General features: G+C 72.2%; 19 protein-coding genes and 1 pseudogene. 13 read left to right on the forward strand and 7 right to left on the reverse strand.

The window, feature by feature from the left end:
- Positions 1-245: 245 nt before the first annotated feature.
- A complete protein-coding gene (locus D581_RS0104275; RefSeq protein ID WP_018955996.1) occupies positions 246-1,214 on the reverse strand; it encodes a L,D-transpeptidase family protein in 969 nt (322 codons plus the stop codon).
- Positions 1,215-1,528: 314 nt separating this feature from the next.
- On the opposite strand from D581_RS0104275, the gene leuE reads away from it, so the two are divergent.
- On the forward strand, positions 1,529-2,221 hold the full coding sequence (gene leuE, locus D581_RS0104280; RefSeq protein ID WP_018955997.1) for a leucine efflux protein LeuE: 693 nt from the start codon (positions 1,529-1,531) through the stop codon (positions 2,219-2,221).
- A gap of 66 nt (positions 2,222-2,287) precedes the next feature.
- Here leuE and D581_RS0104285 read toward each other — a convergent pair whose 3' ends face one another.
- Together D581_RS0104285 and D581_RS0104290 are read right to left on the reverse strand one after the other, a co-directional pair.
- Positions 2,288-2,722, reverse strand: coding sequence for a winged helix DNA-binding protein (locus tag D581_RS0104285; protein ID WP_018955998.1), 435 nt, complete (start codon positions 2,720-2,722; stop codon positions 2,288-2,290).
- Positions 2,715-3,599 carry an RNA-guided endonuclease InsQ/TnpB family protein gene (locus tag D581_RS0104290; RefSeq protein WP_018955999.1) on the reverse strand — a complete coding sequence of 295 codons (885 nt, stop codon included), beginning with the start codon at positions 3,597-3,599 and terminating at the stop codon, positions 2,715-2,717. The genes D581_RS0104285 and D581_RS0104290 overlap by 8 nt, the downstream gene beginning before the upstream one ends.
- A 430-nt stretch (positions 3,600-4,029) precedes the next feature.
- Between D581_RS0104290 and D581_RS0104300 the strand changes: the two genes are divergently transcribed.
- The 5 genes from D581_RS0104300 (at position 4,030) to D581_RS0104320 (ending at position 11,464) form a co-directional block, all read left to right on the forward strand.
- Positions 4,030-4,995, forward strand: coding sequence for a glycosyltransferase family 2 protein (locus D581_RS0104300; protein WP_018956000.1), 966 nt, complete (start codon positions 4,030-4,032; stop codon positions 4,993-4,995).
- A gap of 3 nt (positions 4,996-4,998) precedes the next feature.
- A complete protein-coding gene (locus tag D581_RS0104305; RefSeq protein WP_018956001.1) occupies positions 4,999-6,393 on the forward strand; it encodes a polysialyltransferase family glycosyltransferase in 1,395 nt (464 codons plus the stop codon).
- A 106-nt stretch (positions 6,394-6,499) separates the two neighbouring features.
- Entirely contained in the window at positions 6,500-7,867 is a 1,368-nt protein-coding gene (locus D581_RS0104310; protein ID WP_018956002.1) for a tetratricopeptide repeat protein, read from the forward strand.
- On the forward strand, positions 7,864-10,326 hold the full coding sequence (locus D581_RS0104315) for a polysaccharide pyruvyl transferase family protein (RefSeq protein ID WP_018956003.1): 2,463 nt from the start codon (positions 7,864-7,866) through the stop codon (positions 10,324-10,326). Before D581_RS0104310 ends, D581_RS0104315 begins: the two co-directional genes overlap by 4 nt.
- Positions 10,327-10,384: 58 nt before the next feature.
- Positions 10,385-11,464, forward strand: coding sequence for an acyltransferase (locus D581_RS0104320; protein ID WP_026290189.1), 1,080 nt, complete (start codon positions 10,385-10,387; stop codon positions 11,462-11,464).
- Between the two features lie 67 nt (positions 11,465-11,531).
- Here D581_RS0104320 and D581_RS0104325 read toward each other — a convergent pair whose 3' ends face one another.
- Positions 11,532-12,929, reverse strand: a complete 1,398-nt coding sequence (locus tag D581_RS0104325) for a polysialyltransferase family glycosyltransferase (RefSeq protein ID WP_018956005.1) — start codon at positions 12,927-12,929, stop codon at positions 11,532-11,534.
- Positions 12,926-13,909 (reverse strand): glycosyltransferase family 2 protein, encoded by a 984-nt coding sequence (locus D581_RS0104330; protein WP_026290190.1) that lies wholly within the window; start codon positions 13,907-13,909, stop codon positions 12,926-12,928. The genes D581_RS0104325 and D581_RS0104330 overlap by 4 nt, the downstream gene beginning before the upstream one ends.
- 208 nt (positions 13,910-14,117) lie before the next feature.
- On the opposite strand from D581_RS0104330, the gene D581_RS0104335 reads away from it, so the two are divergent.
- From D581_RS0104335 to D581_RS0104350, 4 genes are all read left to right on the forward strand, one after another.
- Positions 14,118-15,500, forward strand: coding sequence for a DUF6716 putative glycosyltransferase (locus tag D581_RS0104335; RefSeq protein WP_018956007.1), 1,383 nt, complete (start codon positions 14,118-14,120; stop codon positions 15,498-15,500).
- 74 nt (positions 15,501-15,574) lie between these two features.
- Positions 15,575-16,870 carry an N-acylneuraminate cytidylyltransferase gene (locus D581_RS01000000136855; protein ID WP_018956008.1) on the forward strand — a complete coding sequence of 432 codons (1,296 nt, stop codon included), beginning with the start codon at positions 15,575-15,577 and terminating at the stop codon, positions 16,868-16,870.
- A gap of 12 nt (positions 16,871-16,882) precedes the next feature.
- Positions 16,883-17,815, forward strand: a complete 933-nt coding sequence (locus tag D581_RS0104345; protein WP_018956009.1) for an N-acetylneuraminate synthase family protein — start codon at positions 16,883-16,885, stop codon at positions 17,813-17,815.
- 10 nt (positions 17,816-17,825) lie between these two features.
- Positions 17,826-18,857, forward strand: a complete 1,032-nt coding sequence (locus tag D581_RS0104350) for a hypothetical protein (protein WP_018956010.1) — start codon at positions 17,826-17,828, stop codon at positions 18,855-18,857.
- Between the two features lie 71 nt (positions 18,858-18,928).
- Here D581_RS0104350 and D581_RS0104355 read toward each other — a convergent pair whose 3' ends face one another.
- Positions 18,929-20,464 carry a N,N-dimethylformamidase beta subunit family domain-containing protein gene (locus D581_RS0104355; protein WP_032752531.1) on the reverse strand — a complete coding sequence of 512 codons (1,536 nt, stop codon included), beginning with the start codon at positions 20,462-20,464 and terminating at the stop codon, positions 18,929-18,931.
- Positions 20,465-21,046: 582 nt separating this feature from the next.
- A complete protein-coding gene (locus D581_RS0104360; protein ID WP_106434346.1) occupies positions 21,047-21,550 on the reverse strand; it encodes a hypothetical protein in 504 nt (167 codons plus the stop codon).
- Positions 21,551-22,243: 693 nt separating this feature from the next.
- On the opposite strand from D581_RS0104360, the pseudogene D581_RS1000000139350 reads away from it, so the two are divergent.
- The 3 genes and pseudogenes from D581_RS1000000139350 to D581_RS0104375 form a co-directional block, all read left to right on the forward strand.
- A pseudogene (locus D581_RS1000000139350) lies at positions 22,244-22,408 on the forward strand (Ku protein); the annotation flags it as partial.
- A gap of 297 nt (positions 22,409-22,705) precedes the next feature.
- Positions 22,706-23,941: an amidohydrolase gene (locus tag D581_RS0104370; protein ID WP_018956014.1), complete on the forward strand. Its 1,236-nt coding sequence runs from the start codon at positions 22,706-22,708 to the stop codon at positions 23,939-23,941.
- A 174-nt stretch (positions 23,942-24,115) separates the two neighbouring features.
- Positions 24,116-25,165, forward strand: a complete 1,050-nt coding sequence (locus tag D581_RS0104375; protein WP_018956015.1) for a BMP family lipoprotein — start codon at positions 24,116-24,118, stop codon at positions 25,163-25,165.
- The last annotated feature ends 103 nt before the right edge of the window (positions 25,166-25,268 follow it).

The following is a 25,268-nucleotide window of genomic DNA, read 5'->3' on the forward strand; positions in this document are numbered from 1 at the left end:
CTTCGGTTCCAGGTGCCTCGCGAGCGGCCGGGGCGGCCGGGTGTGACGTTTTCCGGAGGCCGGGCGCAGTACAGAGTGAGCCGACTGGTCATCGGCCGCGCAACGAGCCGGGGTTCCCCCCGTACCTTCGGCTCAGCGCATCGGCGCGGGCGGGACACGTTCCCCCGGTCCCGCCCGCGCCCTCTCCTCCTCCACGTGCCCGCCTACGCCGGATCACCGGCAGGCAGCGGACCATCTGTTCCGGATCACCAGGAGACGACGACCTTGTCGCCGTTCTTCACCTGGTCGAAGAGGGCCGCGACCTTCTTCTTGTCCCGTACGTTGACGCAGCCGTGCGAGGCGCCGCCGTAGCCGTTGGCCGCGAAGTCGGCGGAGTAGTGGACCGCCTGGCCGCCGCTGAAGAACAGGGCGTACGGCATCGGGGTGTCGTAGAGCGTCGACACGTGATCCCGGGACTTCCAGAACACCTCGAACACGCCCTCCCGGGTGGGCGTGTACTCCGAGCCGAAGCGCACGTCCATCGCGGAGACGACCCTGCCGTCGTTCATCCACGCCAGGGTCCGGCTCTTCTTGCTGATGCACAGGACCCGGCCCTTCAGGCACCGTTCGTCCGGCGCGGCCACCGGCCGCTCGGTCGGCGGGTCCAGCTCCGCGGCCGTCGGCACCCGGGTCATGGCCAGCAGCCGCTGCCAGGTGACCGCGTCGGTGCTTCCGGTGACCGGCAGCCGCCGCTTGGCCTGAAAGGACCGTACGGAGTCGGCGGTGACGGAGCCGTAGTAGCCGGTGGGATTGCGCCCGAAGTGGCCGATCTGGCGGAGCCGGGCCTGGAGTTCCCGCACCCGGTCGCTCTCGGACCCCGTACGCATCAGGACGCGCGGCGGCGGTGCGGAGCTCGGCTCCGGGGCCGGCCGGGCCCTCGTCGGGGCCGGGGCCGGGGCTGCGGTGGACGCCGACGGGCTGGGTGCGGTGCGCGGCTTCGCGTCCTCGGTCGTGGGCGCGGGGGCCGTGAGGAAGGGGCTCGGGGTCGGCGCGGCCGCCTGCGTGGCGCGCACCGGCGGCGGCACGTCCTGCGCCCCTTCGGCGGTCCCCGGCTCGCATCCCGTCGCGAGGGCCGCCAGCGCGACGAGGGAAGCGGCGGCGACGCGACGCCCCCGGGGTTTTCCGCCCGCACACCCCCCGGCGGCCATGCCCGGCTCCGGATCCGGTCCGGTCATCGCTTCCGACGACCGCGACCCGCTTGGGTCGCTCGCTCCCCGGCCGTCCCACCCGCTGTTCGTGTCCGCCATGCTCGGTCCCCCCTGGCTCACCGCCCGCCCGGCGCCTCCTGTACGGGATTCCCGTCCGGCCCGGTCACCGAATCCTCTGTCGGGCCCCGGCCGCGCGTCCAGCCCCCCGAGGGGTCGCCCGGCGGATCATGGCCGGGTCCGGCGCGCACGGCGCCCCCCTCTCCCGGGCGCCGCCGGGCCGCCGATACCGCCTGGTGAAACCCCCTGGACGACACCCCGTACAGACGTGCGAGACTCCGTCCATGCTGGGTGTCACCGATCTTCCGACCTATCTCGCCGGTCTGGCGCTGATCGTTCTTCTGCCGGGGCCGAACTCGCTGTACGTGCTCTCCGTCGCCGCCCGTCGCGGCGTGCGCACCGGCTACTCGGCCGCCGCGGGCGTCTGGACCGGGGACGCCATCCTGATGACGCTCTCCGCGCTCGGCGCAGCGTCCCTCCTCCAGACCACGCCCCTGCTCTTCGCGATCGTCAAGTACGCGGGCGCGGCCTATCTGACCTGGATGGCCATCGGGATGCTGCGGGCGGCCGTGTCGCTGTGGCGCGAGCGGTACCGGCGCACCGCCGAGCTGGTGGAGACGGTCGCCACGACTGGCACGGCCGAGACGGCTGGGGCCCCCGGAGCGAAGGCTCCTGTGGAGAGGCCCTACCGTCGGGCCCTGGTGGTCAGCCTGATCAACCCGAAGGCGATCCTGTTCCTGATCTCCTTCTTCGTCCAGTTCGTCGACCCGGGCTATGCCTACCCGGCGCTGTCGTTCCTGGTGCTCGGCACGCTGCTCCAGCTCGCCAGCTTCGCGTACCTCTCGGTGCTGATCTTCGGCGGCACCCGCCTGGCCGCCGCCTTCCGTCGCCGTAAGCGACTGTCGGCGGGGGCCACTTCGGTGGCGGGTGTCCTGTTCCTCGGGTTCGCGGCCAAGCTCTCGCTCAGCAGCGTGTAGACGCGCACAAGAGGGGAGAGCCCGGCGCGCCCTCAGTGGTGCCAGGTCCTCAGCGGTGCGGGGGCCTCAGTGGTGCCAGGCCTTTCCCCTGACGTTCTGGATCATCCGCTGCAGCACCTTCAGCGCGGCGACGAACTCCGCCTCCGGGATGCCCTCGTGGATCTCCGCGCTCGCCCGTGAGACCCGGGCGTACGCCATCTCGCGCAGCGCCCGCCCCTCGGGTGCGGCCCGCAGCCGGGCCCCGGAGTCCTCGGTGACCAGCCCCCGTTCGAGGAGGCCCTCGACCGCTTCCTCCATGCCGTCCGCCCCGGTGTCGAGGTAGCCGCTGAGCATGGTGACCAGCTCGGTCCGGCCCAGGCCCTCCTCGCCCGCCTCGTCCAGTTGGTCGAGCATCCACCAGGGAGGCTGGACGAGTCCGTGCTCGGCCAGCGCGGACCGGATGTGGGTGACGGTCGCCTCGTGCGCGGCCCAGCTCCATTGACCATGCTCGCCCTCATGCATGAGGGCGATTCCCTTCAGCTCGTGTGAGCGGGCTTCGGGGCTTCACGCATCCGCCTCCGGCCGGTGGCCGGGACTGTTTGTGCGTGAAGTCCTGACGGCGGTTGGCCTGCCTGGTCCTGATTTTGCCAATGCCCGCGATCGTCCTGCGCAGGCGGCGGCCGTACTTCCCTCCGCTGCGTTTCTTGGCGTACGTGATCTGGCGGGCCATCCTCTGTTCCAGGTGCTTGAGCCGCTTCTTCTCGCTGTCCGTCAGCGACGGCGGCATGTGGCGCGGTGCGGACTCGGTGGAGATGCACGCGGACGCGGAGACGCCGAAGTCCACACCACAGCCGGGCTTGCCGTTCGGGGCGGCGGGCCTGGTCCCGGTGTGGACGCCGAAGGAGATGTGCCATCCGTTGCCGTCCCGTGAGACGGTGGCGTTACGGATCGTCCCCCCGATGGCACGGGACAACCGGAACCTGAGCCGCCCCAGCTTCGGAATACGCACCTCGGCCCACTTGCGGTTGAGCTTGCGCACCTCCACAGCCTGTCCGGGGAACGGGATGGACAGGCTGTGGCCGCGCTTCTTCCGTGCCGGGAACTTCGCCGGGTGGTCAGGGTTCCAGAAGTTGTCGTACGCGGCGTCGAGATGGCGAAGGATCTGCTGCCCGGCCTGCGCGGGCAGGTCTCCCATCCACTCCATATCGGCGCGGGCCGCAGTGAGGTGCTTGCACTGCTCGACGGAGCGCAACGTGTACCCCCGCTGCCGGTACAGGTACACCCGCTGTTCCAGGGCTACGTTCCACAGAGCACGCCCGGTGCGCCCCCACCCGGTCAGGACCGACTCCTGCTCCTCGGTGGGGTACGCACGGTACCTGCGCCCCGCATCCGCCTTCATACCGATCAACGTACTCACGGCACACGACAACTGCCCCTGTCATAACTGCCGTTCACCCCCGCGAGGGAGACAGGGAACACTCGTTCGAATGGAAGGCGAAGGGGCGGACATCTCTGCATCAGGCAGTCGTCGACCGGCACTCGACTCCGCAGGCTCTGCAAGGAGTTCCCCGATCTCGTCCAGCACTACCGGGCCAACGAACTCTGGTCCGGCTCCTGCTTCGCCGGGTCGGCGGGCGGGGCACCGCTGAGCATCGTGGAGCAGTGCATTGCACCAAGATTGAGGTCAAGCCCTCCTCGTAAGGCCTCCGGCACCCGTGCCCGGTCATTCCGCGGACGCGCAGAGTTCACCCGCTGTCGTGGCGGGCGTCACCCGATCCTCCCGCCGTCTCACTAGGTTGTCGGGACCATGATCGAAGGCGAGGGCACGCGTGCCGAAACTGTCCGTTGTCGTACCGCTCCACAATGTCGCGGCCTACGCTCCGACCACGCTGGGCAGCCTGGCCCGCAACGCGGACCCGGACATCGAGTTCCTGCTGGTCGATGACGCGTCCACCGACGGCACGCAGGACATCATCGACCACTGGGCCGAGCGGCTGCCGCGCACCCGGGTGATCAGACACGGTACGAACGTCGGCATCGCGGCCGCCCGCAACAGCGGAATCGACGCCGCGGAGGGCGACTACCTCACCTTCCTCGACGGCGACGACTGGTACGCCCCCGGCCATCTGGACCGGCTCGTGCGCGCCGCCCAGGACCTCGACTGCGACTTCGCCCGCACCGACCACGTCCAGTCCACCGGCACCACCCGCGTCGTGCGGCGCGCCCCCGCGCCCCTCCGGGACACCCTGCTCGACCCCCGCGACGGGATCGGGGCGCCCGAGCGCGAGACCATGGTCGACTACCCGTTCGTCTGGGCCGGGATCTACCACCGGCGGCTCTTCACCGACGGCGCCCAGCGCTTCGCCACCGAACTGCGCACCGCCGAGGACCGGCTGTGGATCTGGCAGCTCCACCTGCGCGCCCGCACCTACGCGTCGCTCGGGCTGTACGGCATCTTCTACCGGCGCGGGGTCACCACCTCCCTGACCCAGATCAAGGACTCCCGCCAGCTCGACTTCTTCCCCGCCTACGACACGCTGCTCGACCAGCTGCGCACGGACCGGGACGCGAAGACCCTGCTGCCCAAGGCCGTCCGCACCTACTGCGCGATGATCGCCTTCCACAACGAGAAGGCCGACGACTACGAGCCCGCCACCGCCCGGCGGCTGCGCTCCGAGTCGGCCGCCGCACTGCACCGGATGCCGCAGGACGTGCTCGACCGCACCCTGACGATGATCGACGACAAGCGCGGCACGCTCCTCAGCCGTCTGCGCACCAAGCAGAAGGCCGCCTGACCGATGTCCGTACCCACGCCCGTACCCACGCCCGTACCCACGCCCGTACGTACGCCCCCGCGCACCCAGATCTTCCAGGTGTCCACCCTGTACGGGGCGGCCACGCTCGCCGCCGCGCTCGACGCCGGACAGTTCGGCCGGGCCACCGACAGCCACCGCATCCTGCTGGTCTCCAACAACGCGGCCGTCCCCGAAACGGCCCTGCGCCTGGAGGAGATGCGCGGTTACGGCTCCCTCGCCGCCCGCTTCGACGCCGTCGTCGACTGGAACGAGGCGATCAGCCCGCACCACCCCAGCGGCTGGGGCCCCCGCTCCGAGGAGACCGTCCTGTGGCAGCGGGCCTTCCGCCTGGCCTGGGACATCGCCCCCGACGCCCCTGTGGACCTGGCCGTCGAGTCCATCCAGGTCAACCCGGCCCGCGCGCTGGCCGCGATCTTCTCCGAGAGCGCCGTCCACGTCTACGCCGACGGCCTGATGAGCTACGGCCCCACCCGCAACCGGCTGCCGCAGTCCATCGCCTGCCGCATCCGGCGGGTCCTCCACCTCGACCTGGTCACCGGGCTGCGCCCGCTCCTCCTCGCCGAGGCCGACGTCGAACCGGAACTCGTCCCCGACGACGCCTTCCGCGCCGTCCTCTCCGAGATCGCCGCCGCCGCCGACGGGGACAAGCAGCTCGCCGCCGCAGCGGCCGCCGCCCCCACCGCGATGCTGCTCGGCCAGTACCTCGCCGCCCTCAACATCCTCACCCCCGAGGAGGAAGAGGACCTGCACGTGCGGATGTTGCGCGGAGCCGCCCGCGCCGGGCACACCTCCATCCTCTTCAAGCCCCATCCCACCGCCCCGGCCACCTACTCCCGCGCCCTGGACGAGGCCGCCGCCGAGGCCGGCGTACGGCTCACCACCCTGGACGGCCCCCTGCTCGCCGAGACGCTGTACGAGCGGTGCGTGCCCACCCTGGTCGTCGGCTGCTTCTCCACCGCGATGTTCACCGCCGCCGCCTACTACGGCATCCCCGTCGCCCGCGTCGGCACCCGCCTGGTCCTCGACCGCATCACCCCGTACGAGAACAGCAACCGCGTCCCGCTGACGATCACCGACCACCTCGTGCCCGACCTGGACGCGCACGGCGCCGGGGCCGTCCCCCTGCTGCCGCGCACCGCCCCGGACACCCTCGCCCCGCTGGTGAGGACCGTCGGCTACTGCATGCAGGCCAAGCTCAACCCCGGGCTGCGCCCCGACGCCGAGACCTGGCTGCGGGAGCGGCTCGACCCCACGACCCAGCACTACTTCAAACGCCGCCGCCTCCAGAGCCTCACCCTGCCCGGCGGCGGCCCCCGGGGAGCGGCGGTCCGGCTGCGCCGCACCGTACGGCGCACCCGCAGCACCCTGGGCCTCTGACCCGGGGCCGGGGCGCGGACCCGGGCCGGCGTCCGATCCACAGTCCGACCGACAGCCCGACTCACAGCCCGACCCTCAGCCCGACTCACAGAACGGCGGAACGAGCATGGGCCAGACCCTCACCGGGCTGCTCACGTCAGTACGTGCCCTGGCGGGACGGCCGGGAGCACCGGCCCAGGGGCGCCCCGGCGGCGGACCGGACCCGGCGCTCCTGGCCGCCCTGCGGCTCTGCGGCGACCACCTCGCCGCCCTCGCCGCCGCCGGCCCCCTCACCGACGCCCGCCGCACCCGGCTCATCGCGTCGATCGGCGCCCTGACCACCGCGTGCTCCACGCCGGGCGCCGACGCCTTCGACGCGCTGCTGCGGACCGGGCAGCAGGCCCTGGACAGCGGGGGCGAGGCCGAGGCCCGCCTCGCCCTGGCCCTGGCCGACGAGGCGACCGCCGTGCGCACCCGCTCCAAGGGCGCCTGGCGGCTGCGCGGCAACGCCCTGGACGCGCTCGGCCGGGGCGAGGAGGCGATCACCGCCTACGAACGCCACCTCGCGCTCCAGCAGAACACCGCCGCCTCCCGCGACGTCGAACGCCGGATCGCCACCCTCCGCGCCGCCGGGGACCGCATCGACGAGGCGCTGACGCTGTTCCGGGAGACGGCGGGGGCCACCGGCACGGAGGCGTCCGGCGCGGACACGGAGGCGTCCCGCGCCGCGGCCCGCCTCTCGCGCCACCTGCCCGCCGCCGAGGCCCGCGCCGCCTTCACCGGCCTCGTCCGGCTCCGTACCGCCGAACTCGGGGCCGGGGACCCGGCGGTGCGCCGGCTCGCCGCGCTCTACGCCGAGCACCGCCGCCTCTCCGACCGCGACCCGATGGCCGACCCGCTGCTGGGCGGGGCCGAGCCCATCGGCGTACCCGGGCTGCGCCGGCTCGTCGCGGGCCGCACGGTGTGCCTGGTCGCCGACACGCCGCGCACCGCTGAGCAGGAGCGGCGGCCCGGCAGCCCGCTGGCCGCCTTGATCGAGGGCTACGACCTCGTCGTGCGCTGCGACGAGCCGCGCCACACCGCCCCCGCCGCCCGTACCGACCTGCACGCCTGCACCCTGCGCGGCGACACCCCGTGGAAGGGCCCCCGCTGGGACCGGCGGGCGGGCGCCCGGCTGGTCTTCGGCGACCCGCTCCCGCACTGGCGGCTCGCCCTGCGCGGCCGGCTCGTCGCCGGCGCACAGGACCGGGTCGGCGACGCCACGCTGCGCCGCCCGCTGTACGACCCGGCGCTGCTCGGCGAGGAGCCCGGCGGCGCGGGACCCGCGAGCACCGCGTACACCGTGCTGCGGCTCCTCGACTTCCTGGGCACCCCGGCCCGGGTGGACCTCATCGGGTTCGAAGGACCGGCGGCGCTGTCCCCGCGCGAACGGGAATGGGTCGGGACACGGACCGCGAACACGGACGACACCGCGGTGAGGATCACCCTGCGATGACACACCCCGACCCCGCGGCGACGCACGACTCCACGCCCGGTTCCGCGACCGGCCCCACAACGGGCCTTGTGGCCAGGGCGACCGCATCCGCGACGGTGGCCGACTCCACCGCGGCGACCGCAGCCGCCGACGACCGCCGCGCCGTCACCGGGAAGCGCCGGATCGCCTTCGCCGTGTACGTCGCCGGCGCGGACGAACTGCCCGGGCTCCACGCCCTCCTGCGCAGCCTCGCGCTGAGCGACCCGGCCCTCTGCGAGGACGTCGTCGTCCTGCACCCCGGCCTGCCGGACGCCGCCTTCGACGCCGCGCGCCGACTGCACCCCCGGCTGATCCCGCGCCCGGCCGGCGGACGCGAGGACGTGTTCCGCGTCGTCGGGTACGACACCGTGATCGCCCTCACCCCCGCCATGGTCGTCCTCGGCCGGCTCGACGCCCTGCTGAGACTCCGTACGGGCGTGGCCGCCGTGCCGCGCCCCGGACCCGACGGCGCCCCGGACCCGCGCGGCGGCGTCCCCGACGACGGGCTGCTGGTGATCCAGCGCCAGGACCTCGGTCCGGTGCCGCCTGCCGCGAAGGACGTCCCGGCAGGCCTCCTCGTACCTCTCGTACCCCTGGACTCCCGCGACGACTTCCGGGCGCGGCGGCTCCACGACGACCTGCCGGTCCCCGAGGACGTCGTCGTCCTGAACTTCGCGGGCGTCCCCACGACCCGTACCGGCTTCGCCCCCGCCCAGGCGGCCAGGGCGCGCTTCGACCTGGCCGACGAGGCGTTCCGGGCCGCCTACCTCGCCCTGCCCGGCCCCAAGCACCCCGATCTGCTGCTGCACCTCGCGCTTCCGTTCCCCTCCGGGCCCCGGCCGCCGATCGACCTGGTCCGGCAGCTCGCCGAGATCCACCGGGGACGCGGCCGGCACGACGAGGCCGTCGCCCTGCTGGGCGCGGCCGTCGTGGGCCGCCCCGACCTGCCGCGCTGCCACGAGACGCTCGGCGTCTGCCTGATGGCGCTGTCCCGGTACGAGGAAGCCGAGACGCACCTGCTGCTGGCGACCGCATCCCCGGACTTCGCGCCCCGCGCCTTCGGCCAACTGGCTAGGCTGGCCTGGCTGCTGGGACGCACCGAGGTCGCCCGCGGCTATGCGCTCGCGGGCCTGGAGGCCGACCCGACCGACGCCAACTGCCGCTCCTGGTACGCCCGTACGGTCGAGCCGACCGCAGCCGAGCGCAAGCCCGTCAGTAATCGACCCGCTGAACAACTCGCGCACGTAGCCCTGTTCGCGGACGGCGAGGAGAACGCGGGCGACAAGGTGCTGCCCGAGGCGGTCCGCAGCTGCTTCACCGCCGACACCGGCCCGGACCGCTGGCACCAGCAGCACGCGCACCTGCTGGTCGACGAGGCCTCCCTCGAACGCCTCAACGCCCGGCGGGCGGTGATCGTGGGCGGCGGCGGGCTCTTCCTCCCCGACACCGCGCCCAACGGCAACAGCGGCTGGCAGTGGAACATCCCCGACGACGTTCTCGCCCGGATCACCGCCCCGCTGGCGGTCTTCGCCGTCGGCTACAACGTCTTCGACGGCCAGCGCTACCGTCGCGAGCGGTTCGCGGCCTCCCTGCGGGCCCTGGTCGAGCGGTCCGCGTTCTTCGGGCTGCGCAACCACGGCTCCGTCGCCCGGGTCAGGGAACTGCTGCCCGAGGCGCTGCGCGAGAAGGTGCGCTACCAGCCCTGCCCCACCACGGTCGCCCGCCACCTGGACCCCCGCCTCGCCGAACCGGCCGTGCGTGAGGACACCGTGCTCGTCAACTGCGCCTACGACCGGGCCGGGCTCCGCTTCGGCCACGACTACGGGCACTTCCTCGCCGAGATGGCCGCCGCGATCCGGGCCGTGTCGGCGTCGGCCGAGGTCCGTTACGCCGCGCACATGCCCGCCGACGAACGCTTCGTCGACGACCTGCGCCGGGAGCACGGCCTCACGCTTCCCGTGGAGCCCCTGTACCTGCTCTCCAACGACGCCATCCGGGACCTCTACCGGCGCACCCGGCTGGTGATCGGGATGCGCGGGCACGCCGGGATGATCCCCTTCGGCTGCGGCACCCCCGTCATCAGCCTGGTCTCGCACCCCAAACTGGCCTACTTCCTGGCCGACATCGACCGGCCCGACTGGGGTGTCTCCGTCCACGAGCGCGCCCTCGGCGCCCGGCTCGCGGAACGGGCCCGCGCGGTCCTGGCCGACCACCCGGCGGCGGTGGCCGACGTCCACGACCGGCAGGACCTGCTCTGGTCGGTGACCCGGGACAATCTCGCCCGGCTGCGTGAACTCACCGGCCTGCCGGACCCGTTCGGCGACCCGTTCGGCGACCCGGGCGGCGACCCGTCCGGTGACCTGGGCGCGGGCCGCGCGGTGCCCGCGCCCAGGTCCGCCGCCGACCGGGACCACGCCGCCCGCCCCGGGGGCCGGACGTGACGCCCGGCCCGACCCCGCCCGTATCCCCGCTGTGCGCCCCGTCCACCCCCTGAGGACCATGCCGACCACACCCCCAGCCCCCGCCCCGGCGCCGACGGTTCCCCAGACGCCCCGTCCCGTCCGCGACCACCGCTACGACATCGACCTCATCCGGCTGCTCTGCTCGTTCGGCGTGATCGGGCTGCACGCCGGATCGGCCTTCGTGAACGCCGTGGGCCGGACGGCCTCGCAGGGGCCCGGCACCTACTGGGCCGGGCTGACCGCCGACTCCGTCGGGCGCTTCGCCGTGCCCCTCTTCTTCGCCATCGCCGGCTGGGTGGTCCTGGTCGGGGCCCCGCCGAAGGACGGTGCGCGGCTGCGGCGGCGCATCGTGCGGATCGTGGTACCCCTCGCCGTCTGGACGGCGCTCTACCTCGCCTGGGGCAGGCTGCGCGGCACCAACGACGACCCGGTGGGCGAGCTGGCGCTGGACTCCGTGTTCGCCTCGGTCCGCCCCGCCTACCACCTCTGGTACCTCTACGCCTACCTCCCCGTGATCATGGTTCTGGGCCTGGTCGTGCTGGTCAGGTCGGGCAAGCGGCCCTGGGGCCTCGGCGCGGCCCTGCTGGTCCTGGCGTCCGCCCCGTCGCTGTTCGGCGACCTGGCCGAGGCCACCGGCCGCGAACTGCCCCGCTTCGGCTGGGCGTTCGGTCCGTACCAGCTGATCTACGCGGTGCTCGGGGCGCTGCTGCTCGCCGCCCCTGCCGGTACGTTCGGCCGACGGCGGCTCCCGTGGCTGCTGCTCGCGGCGGCCGGACTGGCCGGGGTGATCGCGTACCAGCACGAGGTGCACTACGCGATCCCGTACGCACACGTCCTGGTGGCCCTGTTCAGCTGCGGCGTCCTGATCTCCCTGCACGGCCTGCGCGTCCCGGAGCGGCTGCGCCCCATCCTGACCCGGCTGGCCGACGCGTCGTTCGGGGCCTACCTGGTGCACGTACTCGTGCTCGGCGTCCTCACCGACGCCTTCGTCCGTGCGGACCTGGGCGGCCCGGCCGCCGCCGCACTCGTGGCCGGGATCACGGTGGCCACGACGGCCCTGTCGTTCGGCGCGGCCATGCTGTGGGGCCGCGCGGGCGCGAGCAAGGTGCTGGGCTGACCGCCCCGCGCACCTGCCGCGCCCGCCGGGAGGGGCTCCTCACCCCCCAGCCGCTGCCAGCCGCTGGTCAGCCCCGCCCGTTCCGCAACGCCCTGGCCCGCCGCGCCACCCGGCGCAGGGCCGGACTGCTCCGCAGGAACGCCAGCCGGGCCGGGACCACTCCGGGCAGCGCGAGCGAGGCCAGGCGGCGGCGCTTGAAGTAGCGCCAGGTGCGGTCGTCCAGGTGCGTGGACAGATAGCGCTCGGCCGCCGGACGCAGATCGGGGCGGACCCTCGGCCGCATCGCGAACCCGACGGCCGCGAGCAGACCGTCCAACTCCGCTACGACGTACGGCGTTTCCGCGCCGGTGTATGGCATCTCCGCACCGGAGTACGGAGACTCCGCACCGGCGTACGGCATCTGCGCGGCGACCGCCTCCGCGTCAGCGAGCCCCGGCAGCAGGGCGTCGGCGAGCGTCGCCGGTATCCGCTCGGCGTTCTCGTACGGGGTCAGCCGCTCCAGGAGCAGCCCCGTGCCGACGGCCGCCACCGGGAGGCCGTGGAACCGGGCCGCCCCGAACAGGGCGGCCGAGGTGCAGCCGACGACCAGCGCGGGCCGCAGCCGGTGCAGCAGCACATCGGCCACGACGGGCCGCGCGGTGTCCAGCACGGTCAGCTCGACGCCCAGCAGGTCCGCCTCGGCGCGCAGCCCCGCCGGGTCCTCCCAGGGGGCGTACGGGTCCGGCGCGAACACCAGCCGGCGGTGGCCGAGGGCCGCGGCCCCGCGCACCATCTCCAGCCGCAGCTCCGCCTCCTCGGCCACCGTGATCAGCCCGGCCCCCGCGAGATCCTGCCCGAGCAGCAGCGCGGGCGACTCGACGGCGGGCAACTCCACTGCCGCGTCCGCCAGTTCTGCGACGACCTTGGTGATCGCCTCGGCCGGAACGGTCCGCTGCTCCACCCCGTACTCGCCCAGCAACAACAGGCGCGCCCCGGGAACCAGGTCCGCATGGAGCAGGCGCCGCACCCGGACCCCGGTCAGCGGGGGGATCTTCTCCCCGGTCGGGCCGTAGCCGCCGGGCCCCTCCGCGTACACGTCGACCGGGACACCGGCGAAGATCTGGGTGAGGGCGCGGGCGGGACCGGCGTGCGGGGAGTCCACGACCAGCTCCAGCGCCTCGTCGCCGAGACCCCAGGCGCGCCGGAAGTGGCGCTCCCACAGCGGGGCGTCGTCGGCCCGGGGGTTCCAGCCGTCCGGGTGGAAGGGGGAGATCGCGTCGTTCCAGGAGAGGACCTTGTCGAACCGGGCGCGCAGCCGCTCGAAACCGGCGGTCTCCGTGACGTCGGCGACGGCCTCCGGGGCCGGTCCCGTCCGGGACAGCAGCAGGATCCGGCGGTCGGGCCCGGTGAAGCAGCCCGCGTCGACCGCCGCGGCGAGCAGCACCGTCGCGGCGGGCGAGGAGGCGTGGAAGATCCGGATGGTCATGCGGCCGAGGCCCCCTTCGCGGCGACCGTGCGGCGGCGCAGCTTGCGCACCCGGGTCGCTCGTGTCACGTCCATGGCGTCGAGAGCCTCGTCCAGCAGCGGCTGCGGCAGGCGTCCCAGGGCCGTCGCGCCGCGCGACTTCAGTTCGCGGGCCACGGCCGGTTCGAATTTGTCGAGGGCGCCCAGATGATGGGCTATGACCGCGCAGTACGTGCGTACGGCCTTCGGCAGCAGAGCTTCCGCGTCCCGGTCGGCGGCCGTCTCGGCGATCACCTGGTCGAAAGCGCGCAGGAAATCGAGTTGGCGCACATCGCCGATCTGGGTCAGCGACGTGGCCACCCCGCGCCGGTAGAAATGGCTGAGCAGGCCCAGGACGGCGAAGGATTCCGCCTCCCGGTGCAGCCGCCAGATCCACGGCCGGTCCTCGGCCGTGCGCAGCCCGTCGGTGAAGTGCAGCAGCCCGCGGTCCAGCAGCCGCCGGTGGTAGAGGCCCGCCCAGGCGAACGCGTAGTCCACCGACGTGGTGCGGTGAGCGGGCAGGATCGCGGCCCGGGGGTCGCTCACCACCCCGTGCGGCCCGTGCGGCACCCGGCGTACGGTCCGCGACCTGCCGTTCACCTGGACGTGGTCGGTGCGCACGAAGTCGCAGCCCAGCGCCTCGGTCCGGGCCACCAGCCGCTCGTAGTGCCCGGGGGCCAGCCAGTCGTCGCCGTCCAGGAAGGCGATGTACTCGCCGCGGGCGGCCTCCAGACCGGTGTTGCGCGCGGTCGCCAGACCGCCGTTCACCTCGTGCCGCAGGGCTACGGCCCCGGGGATCTCGTCGGCGGCCCGGCGCAGCAGCTGGGGTGTCCCGTCGGTCGAACAGTCGTCGACGAGAAGGAACTCGAAGTCCTCGCGGGCGTTGGCCCGCAGACTTCTGAGCGTGTCGGGCGCGTAGGCCTGCACGTTGAAGAACGGCACGATGACGGAGAGCTTAACCACGCGCATCACGTTAGGTGCGGCTCCGGCTCATTCCTTTTCCGTAATGCGCCCAGGAGGTGAACAACGCCCGTCGCTCAGGTGAATCACCTTTTCCGGAACCGGAATTGAGGCCCTTTTCGGTCCGTCCCCCCAATCGTCGGCTCGCTGTTAACCATCTGTTGCCATCACGTTGGGCCGCGCATCGAAATGCCTTCCTAACTTCTAGGACGTGCCCCCACGTACCAGCAATGAGGCCGTACCGGCCGAAACCCCCGCCGCGCCCCGACCGGCGCTGCGGGTCGCCGTCCTCGCCGACTCCGACACCCGGTGGAAATGGGGCGCGCTCACCGCGCGCCGCCTGACCGCCGGTGCGGACGGCCCGGACGCGCGGCCCGTCGAGGTCAGCGGGCTGCTGCTGCGCGGCCGGGCCACCCCGACGCCCCGCCAGCTCGCGGAGGTCGGCGAGGTCGGGATCGACGCCGGGCGGGTCCGCGAGGTCACCGCCGTCGAGTTCCTGCACACCGTGCGCGACGAGGGGTACGACCTCGTCGTCCTCGCCCTCGTCGGCGGCGGCGTCCAGGCCATGCTGCACGGTCTCGCCGCCCTCGGCCTGCCGCGCCGGCCCGTCGTCGTCACCGGATACGTCGGCGTCGTCTACGAGAAGCTCGCCGACGGGCTCCTCCTCCGCCACGGCGCGGACGTCGTCCTCGCCAACTCGGCCCACGACGCGGAGCGTTTCCGCGCGGTGTACGAGGGAGTGGGCGCCGACGCCTCGGCCGTCACGGAGGCCGCCCTCCCCTTCCTGGGCGGAGCCCCGTACCGCCCCGAAGAGGGCCGCGACACGGTGGTGTTCGCCGCCCAGCCCTCCGTGCCGGCCTCCCGCGCCGATCGTACGTACCTGCTCCGCAGGCTCGTCGAGCACGCCCGGCTGCACCCGCGCCGGGAGGTGCTGCTGAAGCTGCGCTCCAAGCCCGGCGAGCACACCACGCACATCGAGGAACTGCCCTACCAGAAGCTCGCGCAGAAGCTGCCCGGCGGTCTGCCGCCCAACTTCCGCCTGGTGTACGGGCACATGGGCGAGGTGCTGGACCGCACCGACCTCCTGGTCACGGTCTCCTCGACGGCCGCGCTGGAGTCCCTGCACCGCCGCATCCCGACCGCGGTCCTCACCGACCTCGGCGTCCGCGAGACGCTCGGCAACCACCACTTCGTCGGCTCCGGGCTCCTCACCTCCTGGGACCGGCTCGACGGCGGGATCCGGCCCCGGCCCGACGGGGCGTGGCTGGCCGGCCAGGGCGTCGCCGCCGACGGCTCGTACGCCACCGCCTACGACACGGCCCGCGCCAAGGTGACCGCCCTCCTCGCCTCCGGCCAACTCCCGCCACTGGCCCCCTACTACACACCCGCCACCGCCCCCGGCTACCTCCCCGGCATCCTCGGCCGCCACCACCTGGCCCCCGACGGCACGCCCCTGCCCGGGGCCGCCGCACCGCAGGAGCCCGGCCGGGTCCGGGGCGCGGTGCGCGAAACCGTCCGCAACGCGGCCCGGGGCGCCTACCGCCAGGGCGTCCAGCGCGTCGCCCCCGTGATCCGCCGGATGGGGGAGCTGTGACCACCGCCGCAGGATCCCCCGGGGCCTCGGGGCCCACGACTCCAGGAGCAGCCACCATGACCCCAGGGACAACGATGCGACCGCCCCCGACCGTCCTCGCCGTGATCCCCGCCCGCGGCGGATCCAAGGGCGTTCCCGCCAAGAACCTCGCCGAGGTCGGCGGCATCCCCCTGGTCGCCCGCGCCGTCCGCGCCGCGCTCGCCGCCCCCGAGGTCACCGACGTCGTCGTCACCACCGACGACGGGGCGATCGCCGAGGCCGCCCGGAGCGCCGCCGCCGACCTGCGGGCCGCCCACCGGCTGCACTGCGTCGAGCGCCCCGCCGCCATCGCGGGCGACACCGCCACCAGCGAAGCGGCCGTGCTGCACGCGATGGACGTCTACGAGGCCGAGCGCGCCCGGAGCGTCGACGTGGTCCTCCTCGTCCAGTGCACCAGCCCGTTCGTCTCCCGCGAGGACATCGACGGCGTCGCCCGGGCGGTGGCCCACGAGGGCGCGGACACGGCCGTCACGGTCGCCCCGTTCCACGGCTTCGTCTGGCGCGACGGGCACGCGGTCGAGGAGGGAACGTACGGCGTCAACCATGACAAGTCCGTACGCCCCCGCCGACAGGACCGCCCCCAGGACCACCTGGAGACCGGCGCCGCCTACGCGATGGACGCGGCGGGCTTCCGCACCCACCGCCACCGCTTCTTCGGCCACACCGCCCTGGTCCCCACCGACCCGGCGCGGGTGCTGGAGATCGACGACCCGCACGACCTGGCCCGCGCCCGCGCGCTCGCGCCGCTCCTGGACCCCTCTCCGCTGCCCTCCCTCGCGGACGTGGACGCGGTCGTCCTGGACTTCGACGGCACCCAGACCGACGACCGGGTCTTGATCGACTCCGAGGGCCGCGAGACGGTCGCCGTGCACCGGGGCGACGGACTGGGCATCGCCGCGCTGCGCAAGGCGGGAGTCCCCCTCCTGATCCTCTCCACCGAGCAGAACCCGGTCGTCGCGGCCAGGGCCCGCAAGCTCCAGATCCCCGTCCTGCACGGCATCGACCGCAAGGACGAGGCGCTGAAGCGGTGGTGCGACGAACAGTCCATCGCCCCCGAGCGGGTCCTCTACGTCGGCAACGACGTCAACGACCTGCCCTGTTTCGTAGCTGCCGGCTGGCCCGTCGCCGTCGCGAGCGCCCACGACTCGGTACGCGCCGCGGCGCGCGCCGTCACGACCACCCCCGGGGGCTACGGCGCCATCCGCGAGATCGCGGCCTGGCTGCTGGGCCCCACCCTCACCACCACTCCCTCTGTCCCCACCCTCGCCACCACTCCCTCTGTCCCCAGCCTCACCACCACTCCCTCTGTCCCCACAGTCCCCACCGAGTAAGGAAGCACCACCATGAGCACCTCCCGCCTGCGCACCTTCGGCACCCGCACCGCCGGCCCCGGCAACCCCGTCTACATCACGGGCGAGATCGGCATCAACCACAACGGCGACCTCGACAACGCCATCGCGCTGATCGACGCGGCCGCCGAAGCCGGCTGCGACGCCGTGAAGTTCCAGAAGCGCACCCCGGAGATCTGCACCCCGCGCGACCAGTGGGACATCGAGCGCGACACCCCCTGGGGCCGGATGACGTACATCGACTACCGCCACCGCGTCGAGTTCGGCGAGGCCGAGTACACCGCCATCGCCGAGCACTGCGCCAAGCGCGGCATCGACTGGTTCGCCTCCCCGTGGGACACCGAGGCCGTCGCCTTCCTGGAGAAGTTCGACGTCCCCGCCCACAAGGTGGCCTCCGCCTCCCTCACCGACGACGAGCTGCTGCGCGCCCTGCGCGCCACCGGCCGCACGGTCATCCTCTCCACCGGCATGTCGACCCCGAAGCAGATCCGCCACGCGGTCGAGGTCCTCGGCAGCGACAACATCCTGCTCTGCCACGCCACTTCCACGTACCCGGCGAAGGCCGAAGAGCTGAACCTGCGGGTCATCAACACCCTCCAGCAGGAGTTCCCGAACGTCCCGATCGGCTACTCCGGCCACGAGACCGGCCTCCAGACCACCCTCGCGGCCGTCGCGCTCGGGGCCACGTTCGTCGAGCGCCACATCACGCTGGACCGCGCCATGTGGGGCTCCGACCAGGCCGCCTCCGTCGAGCCGCAGGGCCTGACCCGCCTGGTCCGCGACATCCGCACCATCGAGGCCTCCCTCGGTGACGGCGTCAAGAAGGTGTACGAGTCCGAGCTCGGCCCGATGAAGAAGCTCCGCCGGGTCGCGGGCGTCGTCGCCGAGACCGAGAACGCGCCGGCCCCCGAGCCGGTCGCGGTCTGAGCGCCGACCGGTGAACCTCGCCTTCGTCGAGAGCCCGGTCCAGCTCCTGAACGTCCTGGAGTGGGTTCACACCCAGGGGGGAGACGATCCGGCCGACACCACGGTCGTCGTCCTCCCCCCGGTCGACCCGATGTCGCGCGGTCAGCTGCGCCGGATGGCGGAGCTGGCCCGCGACGAGGGCGTCACCGTCCGCTGGCAGGAGGCGCGCGGCGAGTCCGGCGCGCCCCTGAAGGCCCTGCGCGCCCTGGCCGGCCTGGTCCGGCGCGCGGACCACATAGTGATCGGCGACCCGTTCTCCCGCTATGTGCAACTCCTGCTGACCCTGGTCCGCGCCGACCGCCTCACGGTGGTCGACGACGGCACGGCCACCATGGAGTTCGTCGCCCAACTGGCCCGGGGCGAACGGCTGACGCGCTGGCACCGCCGGGGCCGCACAGGACCGCGCGAGCTGGTCCTGGCCCCGGTCACGGCGACGGCCCGCCGCCGCTTCACCCCGACGGCGAACCACACGGTCGAGGTGTTCACCGCGATGCCGGTCGAGGCTCCGCCCGGCATCGCGGTCACCCCGAACACCTTCGCCTGGACCCGCGCCCGCTTCGGCCCGCCCAGCATCGGCAAGGGCGCGGACCTGGTCGGCACCTCCCTGGTCGAGACGGGCGTCGTCGACCCCGTCCCGTACCAGGAGGCGGTCACGGCCCTGGCCCGCGCCCACGGTGCCACCCGCTACTTCGCCCACCGCCGCGAGTCCGCCGAGAAGCTCCACGCCCTGGAAGCCGCCACCGGCCTGGAGATCGTCCGCCCGGACCTCCCCCTGGAGCTCATCGCCCGCCGCGGCCCCATCGGCCGCACGATCGTCAGCTTCCCCTCCACGGTCGTCCACACCCTCCCGCTGGCCCTGGCCGGCACGGGCGTGAACGTCGCGGTCTGCGACATCGCCCCGGAGTGGCTCCGCGCCACGGCCTCGCCCCGCGCCCAGGGCTTCCTGAGCGGGGTCACGGAGACGGCGCGGGGGGTGCAGCGGCTGTCGTCGGTGGCGACCTGAGGGCCAGGCCCTGTCGTCGAACTCCCCGCGGGGCCGCCCTCCGGGCGACGACGGGAGTTCGACGACAGGACCTACGCCCGTACGGTGCGGGTCAGCATCCGGTCGAAGAGGTTGCTGGTCGCCGTCTGTATCCGGCTGTCGATGTGGTCGGGGGAGATGAGCGCCAGCGGCCAGAAGAAGGTGCCGGCGACGAAGACCATGGTCCCGTCGCGGTGCTGGACCAGGCTGGTGTTCTGGATCCGCTCGCCGCGCCCCATGCTGTCCGGGTAGGGCGAGTGGGACAGCAACTGCTGGGCCGCCCTGCGCGGCAGCTTGGTCTTGCGGTCGCGACCGTCGGCCTCGACGCCTATGAGGTCCGGTATCTCGTCGCCGTCGGCGAGTCCCGTGCCCTTCCACAGCCAGTGGTCGGACCGGCGCACGACGAGCGGTACGGGCTTGGCGAGCATGCCGTTGTACTGCACGCCGAGCAGACGCTGCTCGGCGTGCTTGCGCTTCTTCTCCAGATCGCGCCAGCGCACGGTCGGACCGTGCTCGTCCGGCGTCGGGTCGGGGTCCTGCTTGTAGCAGGCGACGACGCGGTTCTCGGTGCCTGACGGCGACTTCTCCATGCGGATGTGGAAGTAGATGTTGTTGGCGCCCAGATACGCGAGATGGGTGCGCGAGGTGACGGCCTTCTCGGCGACGTCACGCATCTGCCGGGACCAGTACTCGTCATGCCCGGGGAAGACCATGGCCGCGTACTTCGTGGGATCGACCCGGCCCTCGTGCAGATCGAGGCTGGAGGCGTAGGTGACGTCGTAGCCGGACATCTCGGCCCACCGGGCGAGACTGCTGTCCATCTCGAACCACAGAGGGTGTCCGCCGTCGGAGTACGGGCGGTCGAACGACACCTTGAAGGCACGCTCGGTGTTCCCGCCGTTCTTCCCCCGGGCGTCGAACCCCTTGTAGAGGTTCTTGCCGGTCCGCCCGTCCTGCGGCCAGGCGTTGTAGGCCTGGTAGGTCGTGAAGGGCAGAACCACCAGGATGTCCGACGCCCGCTCGGTCTCCCGGACGACGAACGGGGTACTGCCGCGGTGCCCGTCCTTCGTCGTGAACACGGCGAGATAGATACCGGAGACCCAGTTGTCCGGGATGTCCAGGGTCCAGGAGACGGGCCAGCCGCAGTCGATCATCCCGTGCTCCGGATGGGCTTCCGGCACGGCACGGGCGACACCGCGCAACGCGGGGCTCTGCGCCACTTCACGGCCGCCCTGCCCGCCGTAGTACCCGATCCGGTGCACCGTGACCGTGAACTCCTGGGCCGGCCGGACGGACACATGGAACGCCACCGAGTCCCCGGCGGCGGCGGAAGTGGTCGAGGCGTACCCCTGGATCTGCCCGTCCCGGTCGTTCGCCGCGCGCGTCACGTCGCTCTCGATCTGCCAGGCGCGGGTCCCGCTGCGGGCGTTCTCGGTGACCACGGGGTTCGTGCCGGTGCGGCTGGCGGCGCGGGTGGGCAGGACATCGGTCGGAACGTCATCGTTCACGTAGTCGTAGACCAGCCCGGTGGCACCCACTGCCCCCACCCCGAGAATGCCCAGGGCAGCACGACGCGAGACAGAAGACATGGAAGAACCTTCCGAGGCCTGGACGCCGGGCCTCGCGCCCCACGCGTCGATACGTGTGCGACGGGGGGAGCACAAGAGGTTCGTGTGATGCCTGTCGACGATCACTCATCGTACGAGTGTGGAGAGCACGGGATAGAGATGTGACCACTATGTGTCCGAACACACAGTGGTCACATCTTGGTCCATGCGTCCTCACACGCTGATCGATCGGGCCTGGTCGATCAGCTGCCGTACCGCTCCGGCACGTGGGCTCGGGCGAAGCTGAACCCTGAGGTCACGCCCCGACTGCTCACGGATGTGGCGAAGGTGCGGTTGGGCTGAGCCGACCACGTCCAGGTCTTGATGCTGCCGCCGTCGTAGCCGCACTGATTTTGAGGTCCCCACCCATGACAAGCGCAACGACCACGACGTCACATCGTCACAGCAAACGCGGTTGCAGCACTAGATCTCGCCGGACGGCTGGCGGAAGTCGGCGCGCTGCTCGACCGGCATCAGTCGGCGCCCTCCGCGGTGTTGTTCATGACGTGCCCTTCACCGCTGGGCCGTTCTCGGGGTGTGGAAGCGCCGGCGGGTACGTGGGTTTCACATCAAGGGTGACATCCAGTCTTCGAGGACTGCTTCGCGCTCATGGGAGTGCAGGACGTCGGACGGCTGATTGTCCTGCCACCACCGCGTCAGCAGGGCTGGTGTGGCGCTGCCCCGCACGAAGTGGGAGAGCAGACCGAGCGAGAGGTCGACCTCATTCTGGGTGTACGCGGTGGCCGCGCCGGAGAAGACCGGCGTTTCGACGCGATGGTCGTCCCGGGCGCACACCACTGCGGTCATCATCGACGGGCCGCCGGGGCCCCAGGCGTTCAGTGCTGCGGCGACGACGCTCGTCACTCGGGTCGCCCACCGGGCGGCGGATGAACGGACCGGAACATCCAGGACTTGCAGGTCTGCGATATCGGTCCAGGGCCATGTTTGTTGCTGAACGCCTTCACCGATCGAGAGCCGGTCCGGGAAGAGGAATACACCGGGGTCCTCCTCGGTCGGAGGCGAGCCCAGGCACACCCTGTCCTGTTCTATCCAGAACAGGCCGATCATGCACCCTTGCCGGTCGGGCCCGCCGCCCTGGGGCGATGGCGTTTCCATTCTTGAACTCCGTTTCTCGGTCACGGACGCGGGTGTTTCATCGTGGGCGGTGGATCGCCGTCCCGGTGAGACCGAACGCCGGTGGGCCCTGACCGCCGACCGGAGTCGCTCGGCGGTCAGGTGAACCAGCGTTCGGCCCCGCGCTGTGGACCGACACTAAGCAGCCCGCATGACCGCGTGACCTCATTCTGGCCACCACAGGCCAGGGGGGCGCCCAAGGCGGGTTCTCGGGCACCAGGCAGTTGGCTACCCCGCTTTCCCGGACGCGACAGGCTCCGGGGAGGGGTGTTCTCCGCTCCCGGGATTTCCGCCGGCCGACGGCTGCTCGAGCCTGTGGGTTCGGCTTGATCCGACCAGAATGACGTGAGGGTCGCCACGTGAAAGGAAATTCACGCGAGTAGGCGGGCCGATAAGTGAATGCCGAAAAGAAGCCAATGAGTCGGTCCACGCCAAACAGGGACTTGATTTCACGCACGGATGGAGCCCTTTGCGCAGGATGCCGAAACGCCGCGCAGGACCAGCAGCACCGGTGCCGCCCCGTCGCGCTGCAGGACAGCCGCATCGCCCCCGCTGCGTTCCAGCCGCCGGAGAACGGAGACTGGAACCGGCGAATAATCGCCGACGGGCGAGCCTGCCTACCCGGCGGAAATGGGCCGGGGGCGGACCCGGAAGGTCTGCGAGCTTGACGACCAGGTCGTCTCTCAGGACGAGATCGGCAAGGGCTACGAGATCGCGAAGGACCAGACGGTCCCGGTGACAGACGAGGAACTGGAGCAGATGCCGTTGCCGACGGCGAAGGCGATCGAGATCGCGCGGGCGTAGACGCCGACGGTGAGGTGATGTTCCGTCTCCAGGAGCTGGGTGGCGGTCGCGTGCCGCAGGTCCTGGAACCGGAGGCGTCGTGGGATGAGTAGCGACTGTGGTTCGGGACACTCCGGTCCTGTTCGCAAGGCGCACGGACCCCGGTCCGGAAGGCGAACGGGTATACCCGCAACCACCCTGCGTCACACGTCCTCACGGGAACTTTGTTCGCCTGAGCGGCTGAAGTTTTGTTGATCTGTGGCCAGTTGAGGGGGCAAGGGGCCTACGCTTCATAAGGTGAACCAGTTGAAGTCCCGCGCCTCCCGCCCCCACCACCCGGCCGGCCAGTCCGGGGGAGGTGCGCTGCCCGGCAGGCTCTCCGACGAACTGCGTGCCGAGCTGATCGCCTTCCGCCGGGATCTGCACATGCACCCCGAGCTGGGCAACCAGGAGTTCCGCACCACCGCGGCCATCAAGGACCGGCTGGAGAAGGCCGGGCTCAAGCCGAAGGTCCTCGCCGTCGGGACCGGGCTCATGTGCGACGTGGGGGAGTGGGACGGGGTGACGCCCATGCTGGCGTTGCGGGCGGACATCGACGCGCTGCCGATCCCGGACACCAAGGCGGACGTGCCCTACCGGTCCACCGTGCCCGACCGGGCGCACGCCTGCGGGCACGACGTGCACACCACCACCGTGCTCGGGGCGGGGCTCGTGCTCGCCGGGCTCGACCGGGAGGGGCTGCTGCCCCACGCCGTGCGGCTGATCTTCCAGCCCGCCGAGGAGGTCCTGCCCGGGGGCGCGGTCGACGCGATCGAGTCTGGGGTCCTGGAGGGCGTCGGGCGGATCATCGGCGTGCACTGCGACCCGAAGGTGGACGTCGGGCGGATCGGGCTGCGGATCGGGGCCATCACCTCGGCCTGCGACCGGCTGGAGGTCACGCTCGACGGTCCCGGCGGGCACACCGCCCGGCCGCACCTGACCACCGACCTGGTCACCGCCGCAGCCCGGATCGCCGTCGACGTGCCCGCGCTGCTCGCCCGCCGGGTCGACGCCCGCTCCGGGCTCGCGCTGACCTGGGGACGGCTGGAGACGGGGCACGCCCCCAACGTCATCCCGCAGCACGCCGAGCTCTCCGGCACCGTCCGCTGCCTGGACCTGGACGCCTGGCGCGCGGCCCCCGACCTGGTGCACTCCGCCATCGACGAGGTGGCCGGAATGCACCGGGCCAAGACCGTGATCAACTACGTGCGCGGTGTGCCGCCCGTGGTGAACGACGCCGAGTCCATCGGCCTGCTGGACGCCGCGATGACCGAGCGCCGCGGATCGTACGCGATCGAGGACACCGAGCAGAGCCTGGGCGGCGAGGACTTCTCCTGGTACCTGGAGCGGGTGCCCGGCGCGATGGCCCGCCTCGGCGTCCGGACCCCGGGCGACACGCGCGGGCTCGACCTGCACCGCGGCAACTTCGACGTGGACGAGGAAGCCATCACCGTGGGAGTCGAGCTGTTCACCGCCGCGGCCCTGTTCGACGGGAACCGTTAGCGGAGCGTTGACACAGTCTTCGTGGGCCGTTCGTGGACCTGCGGGAGGCCTTCTGTTCACGACGATCCGGTAACGGCTTCCGTACGTGCTCTTATCTGACATCTACGCGCGTTACGATCGCCGCGAAACCAGCGCCGGAAGAGGCGCTTCGGTCAGGTTTGAAGGAGCCTTCCCTTGCGCCGGATCACCAGGATCACCACCGTGGGCATCGCGTCCGCGGCGCTTGCTCTCAGTGCCACCGCCTGTGGCGGAAAATCGTCGTCGGATGCGGGTTCCGACTCGGGCGGCGAAAAGGCCGCCATCGCCTACGACATCGGCGGCCGGGGCGACCAGTCGTTCAACGACGCCGCCTACGCCGGACTCGACAAGGCGCAGAAGGAACTCGACGTCAAGGGCAGCGAGGCCGAGCCCTCCGACGGTGAGGGCGACGCGGACAAGGTCCAGCGCCTCACCGAGCTGGCCCGCTCCGGCAACAACCCGGTGATCGGCGTCGGCTTCGCCTACGCGCCCGCCATCAAGAAGGTCGCGCCGAAGTTCCCGAAGACCACCTTCGGCATCATCGACGACGCCTCGGTGACCGGCGACAACATCGCCAACATCGTCTTCAACGAGGAGCAGGGCTCCTACCTCGCCGGCGTCGCGGCCGCCAAGGTCACCAAGTCGAAGACGGTCGGCTTCATCGGCGGTGTCGAGACCCCGCTGATCAAGAAGTTCGAAGCGGGCTTCGTCCAGGGCGTCAAGGACACCGACGCCTCGGTCAACGTGCTTCCGCAGTACCTGACGCAGCCGCCGGACTTCGGGGGCTTCTCCAAGCCCGACCTCGGCAAGGCCGCCGCACAGGGGCAGCTCGACAAGAAGGCCGACGTGATCTACTCGGCCGCCGGTCTGGCCGGTTCCGGTGCCATCGAGGCCGTCTCCAAGGCGGGCAAGTGGAACATCGGCGTCGACTCCGACCAGTACCAGCAGAAGGGCCTCGCGGCCTACAAGGAGTCCATCCTGACCTCCGTCACCAAGGACGTCGAGGACTCGGTGTTCGACCTGATCAAGTCGGTCCAGGACGGCAAGCCGACCACCGGTGAGATCCGCTACGGCCTGGACAAGGACGGCGTCGGCCTGTCGATGTCCAACCCGGCGTTCACCAAGATGACGGACGTCATCGCGGCCGTCGACAAGGCCAAGCAGGACATCATCGACGGCAAGATCACCGTCAAGACCGCTCCGTAAGCACGCGGCCCCTCCTGCCGAACGGCTGGTTTCCCCAGGCCCTGTCCGTCCCCGCGCCGCACTCCGGCCGGCGGAGGGACAGGGCCCGGGCCCATCCCCGCCC

The sequence above is a fragment of the Streptomyces sp. CNB091 genome (assembly GCF_000377965.1).

Excerpts from the sequence above, each read along its gene's own strand:
- D581_RS0104345 (WP_018956009.1), top strand. The coding sequence starts at position 16,883 with ATGAGCACCTCCCGCCTGCGCACCTTCGGCACCCGCACCGCCGGCCCC.
- D581_RS0104360 (WP_106434346.1), bottom strand. The coding sequence starts at position 21,550 with ATGATCGGCCTGTTCTGGATAGAACAGGACAGGGTGTGCCTGGGCTCG.
- D581_RS0104325 (WP_018956005.1), bottom strand. The coding sequence starts at position 12,929 with ATGACCATCCGGATCTTCCACGCCTCCTCGCCCGCCGCGACGGTGCTG.
- D581_RS01000000136855 (WP_018956008.1), top strand. The coding sequence starts at position 15,575 with ATGCGACCGCCCCCGACCGTCCTCGCCGTGATCCCCGCCCGCGGCGGA.
- leuE (WP_018955997.1), top strand. The coding sequence starts at position 1,529 with ATGCTGGGTGTCACCGATCTTCCGACCTATCTCGCCGGTCTGGCGCTG.
- D581_RS0104310 (WP_018956002.1), top strand. The coding sequence starts at position 6,500 with ATGGGCCAGACCCTCACCGGGCTGCTCACGTCAGTACGTGCCCTGGCG.
- D581_RS0104290 (WP_018955999.1), bottom strand. The coding sequence starts at position 3,599 with ATGAAGGCGGATGCGGGGCGCAGGTACCGTGCGTACCCCACCGAGGAG.
- D581_RS0104315 (WP_018956003.1), top strand. The coding sequence starts at position 7,864 with ATGACACACCCCGACCCCGCGGCGACGCACGACTCCACGCCCGGTTCC.
- D581_RS0104355 (WP_032752531.1), bottom strand. The coding sequence starts at position 20,464 with ATGTCTTCTGTCTCGCGTCGTGCTGCCCTGGGCATTCTCGGGGTGGGG.
- D581_RS0104275 (WP_018955996.1), bottom strand. The coding sequence starts at position 1,214 with ATGACCGGACCGGATCCGGAGCCGGGCATGGCCGCCGGGGGGTGTGCG.
- D581_RS0104285 (WP_018955998.1), bottom strand. The coding sequence starts at position 2,722 with ATGCATGAGGGCGAGCATGGTCAATGGAGCTGGGCCGCGCACGAGGCG.
- D581_RS0104320 (WP_026290189.1), top strand. The coding sequence starts at position 10,385 with ATGCCGACCACACCCCCAGCCCCCGCCCCGGCGCCGACGGTTCCCCAG.
- D581_RS0104305 (WP_018956001.1), top strand. The coding sequence starts at position 4,999 with ATGTCCGTACCCACGCCCGTACCCACGCCCGTACCCACGCCCGTACGT.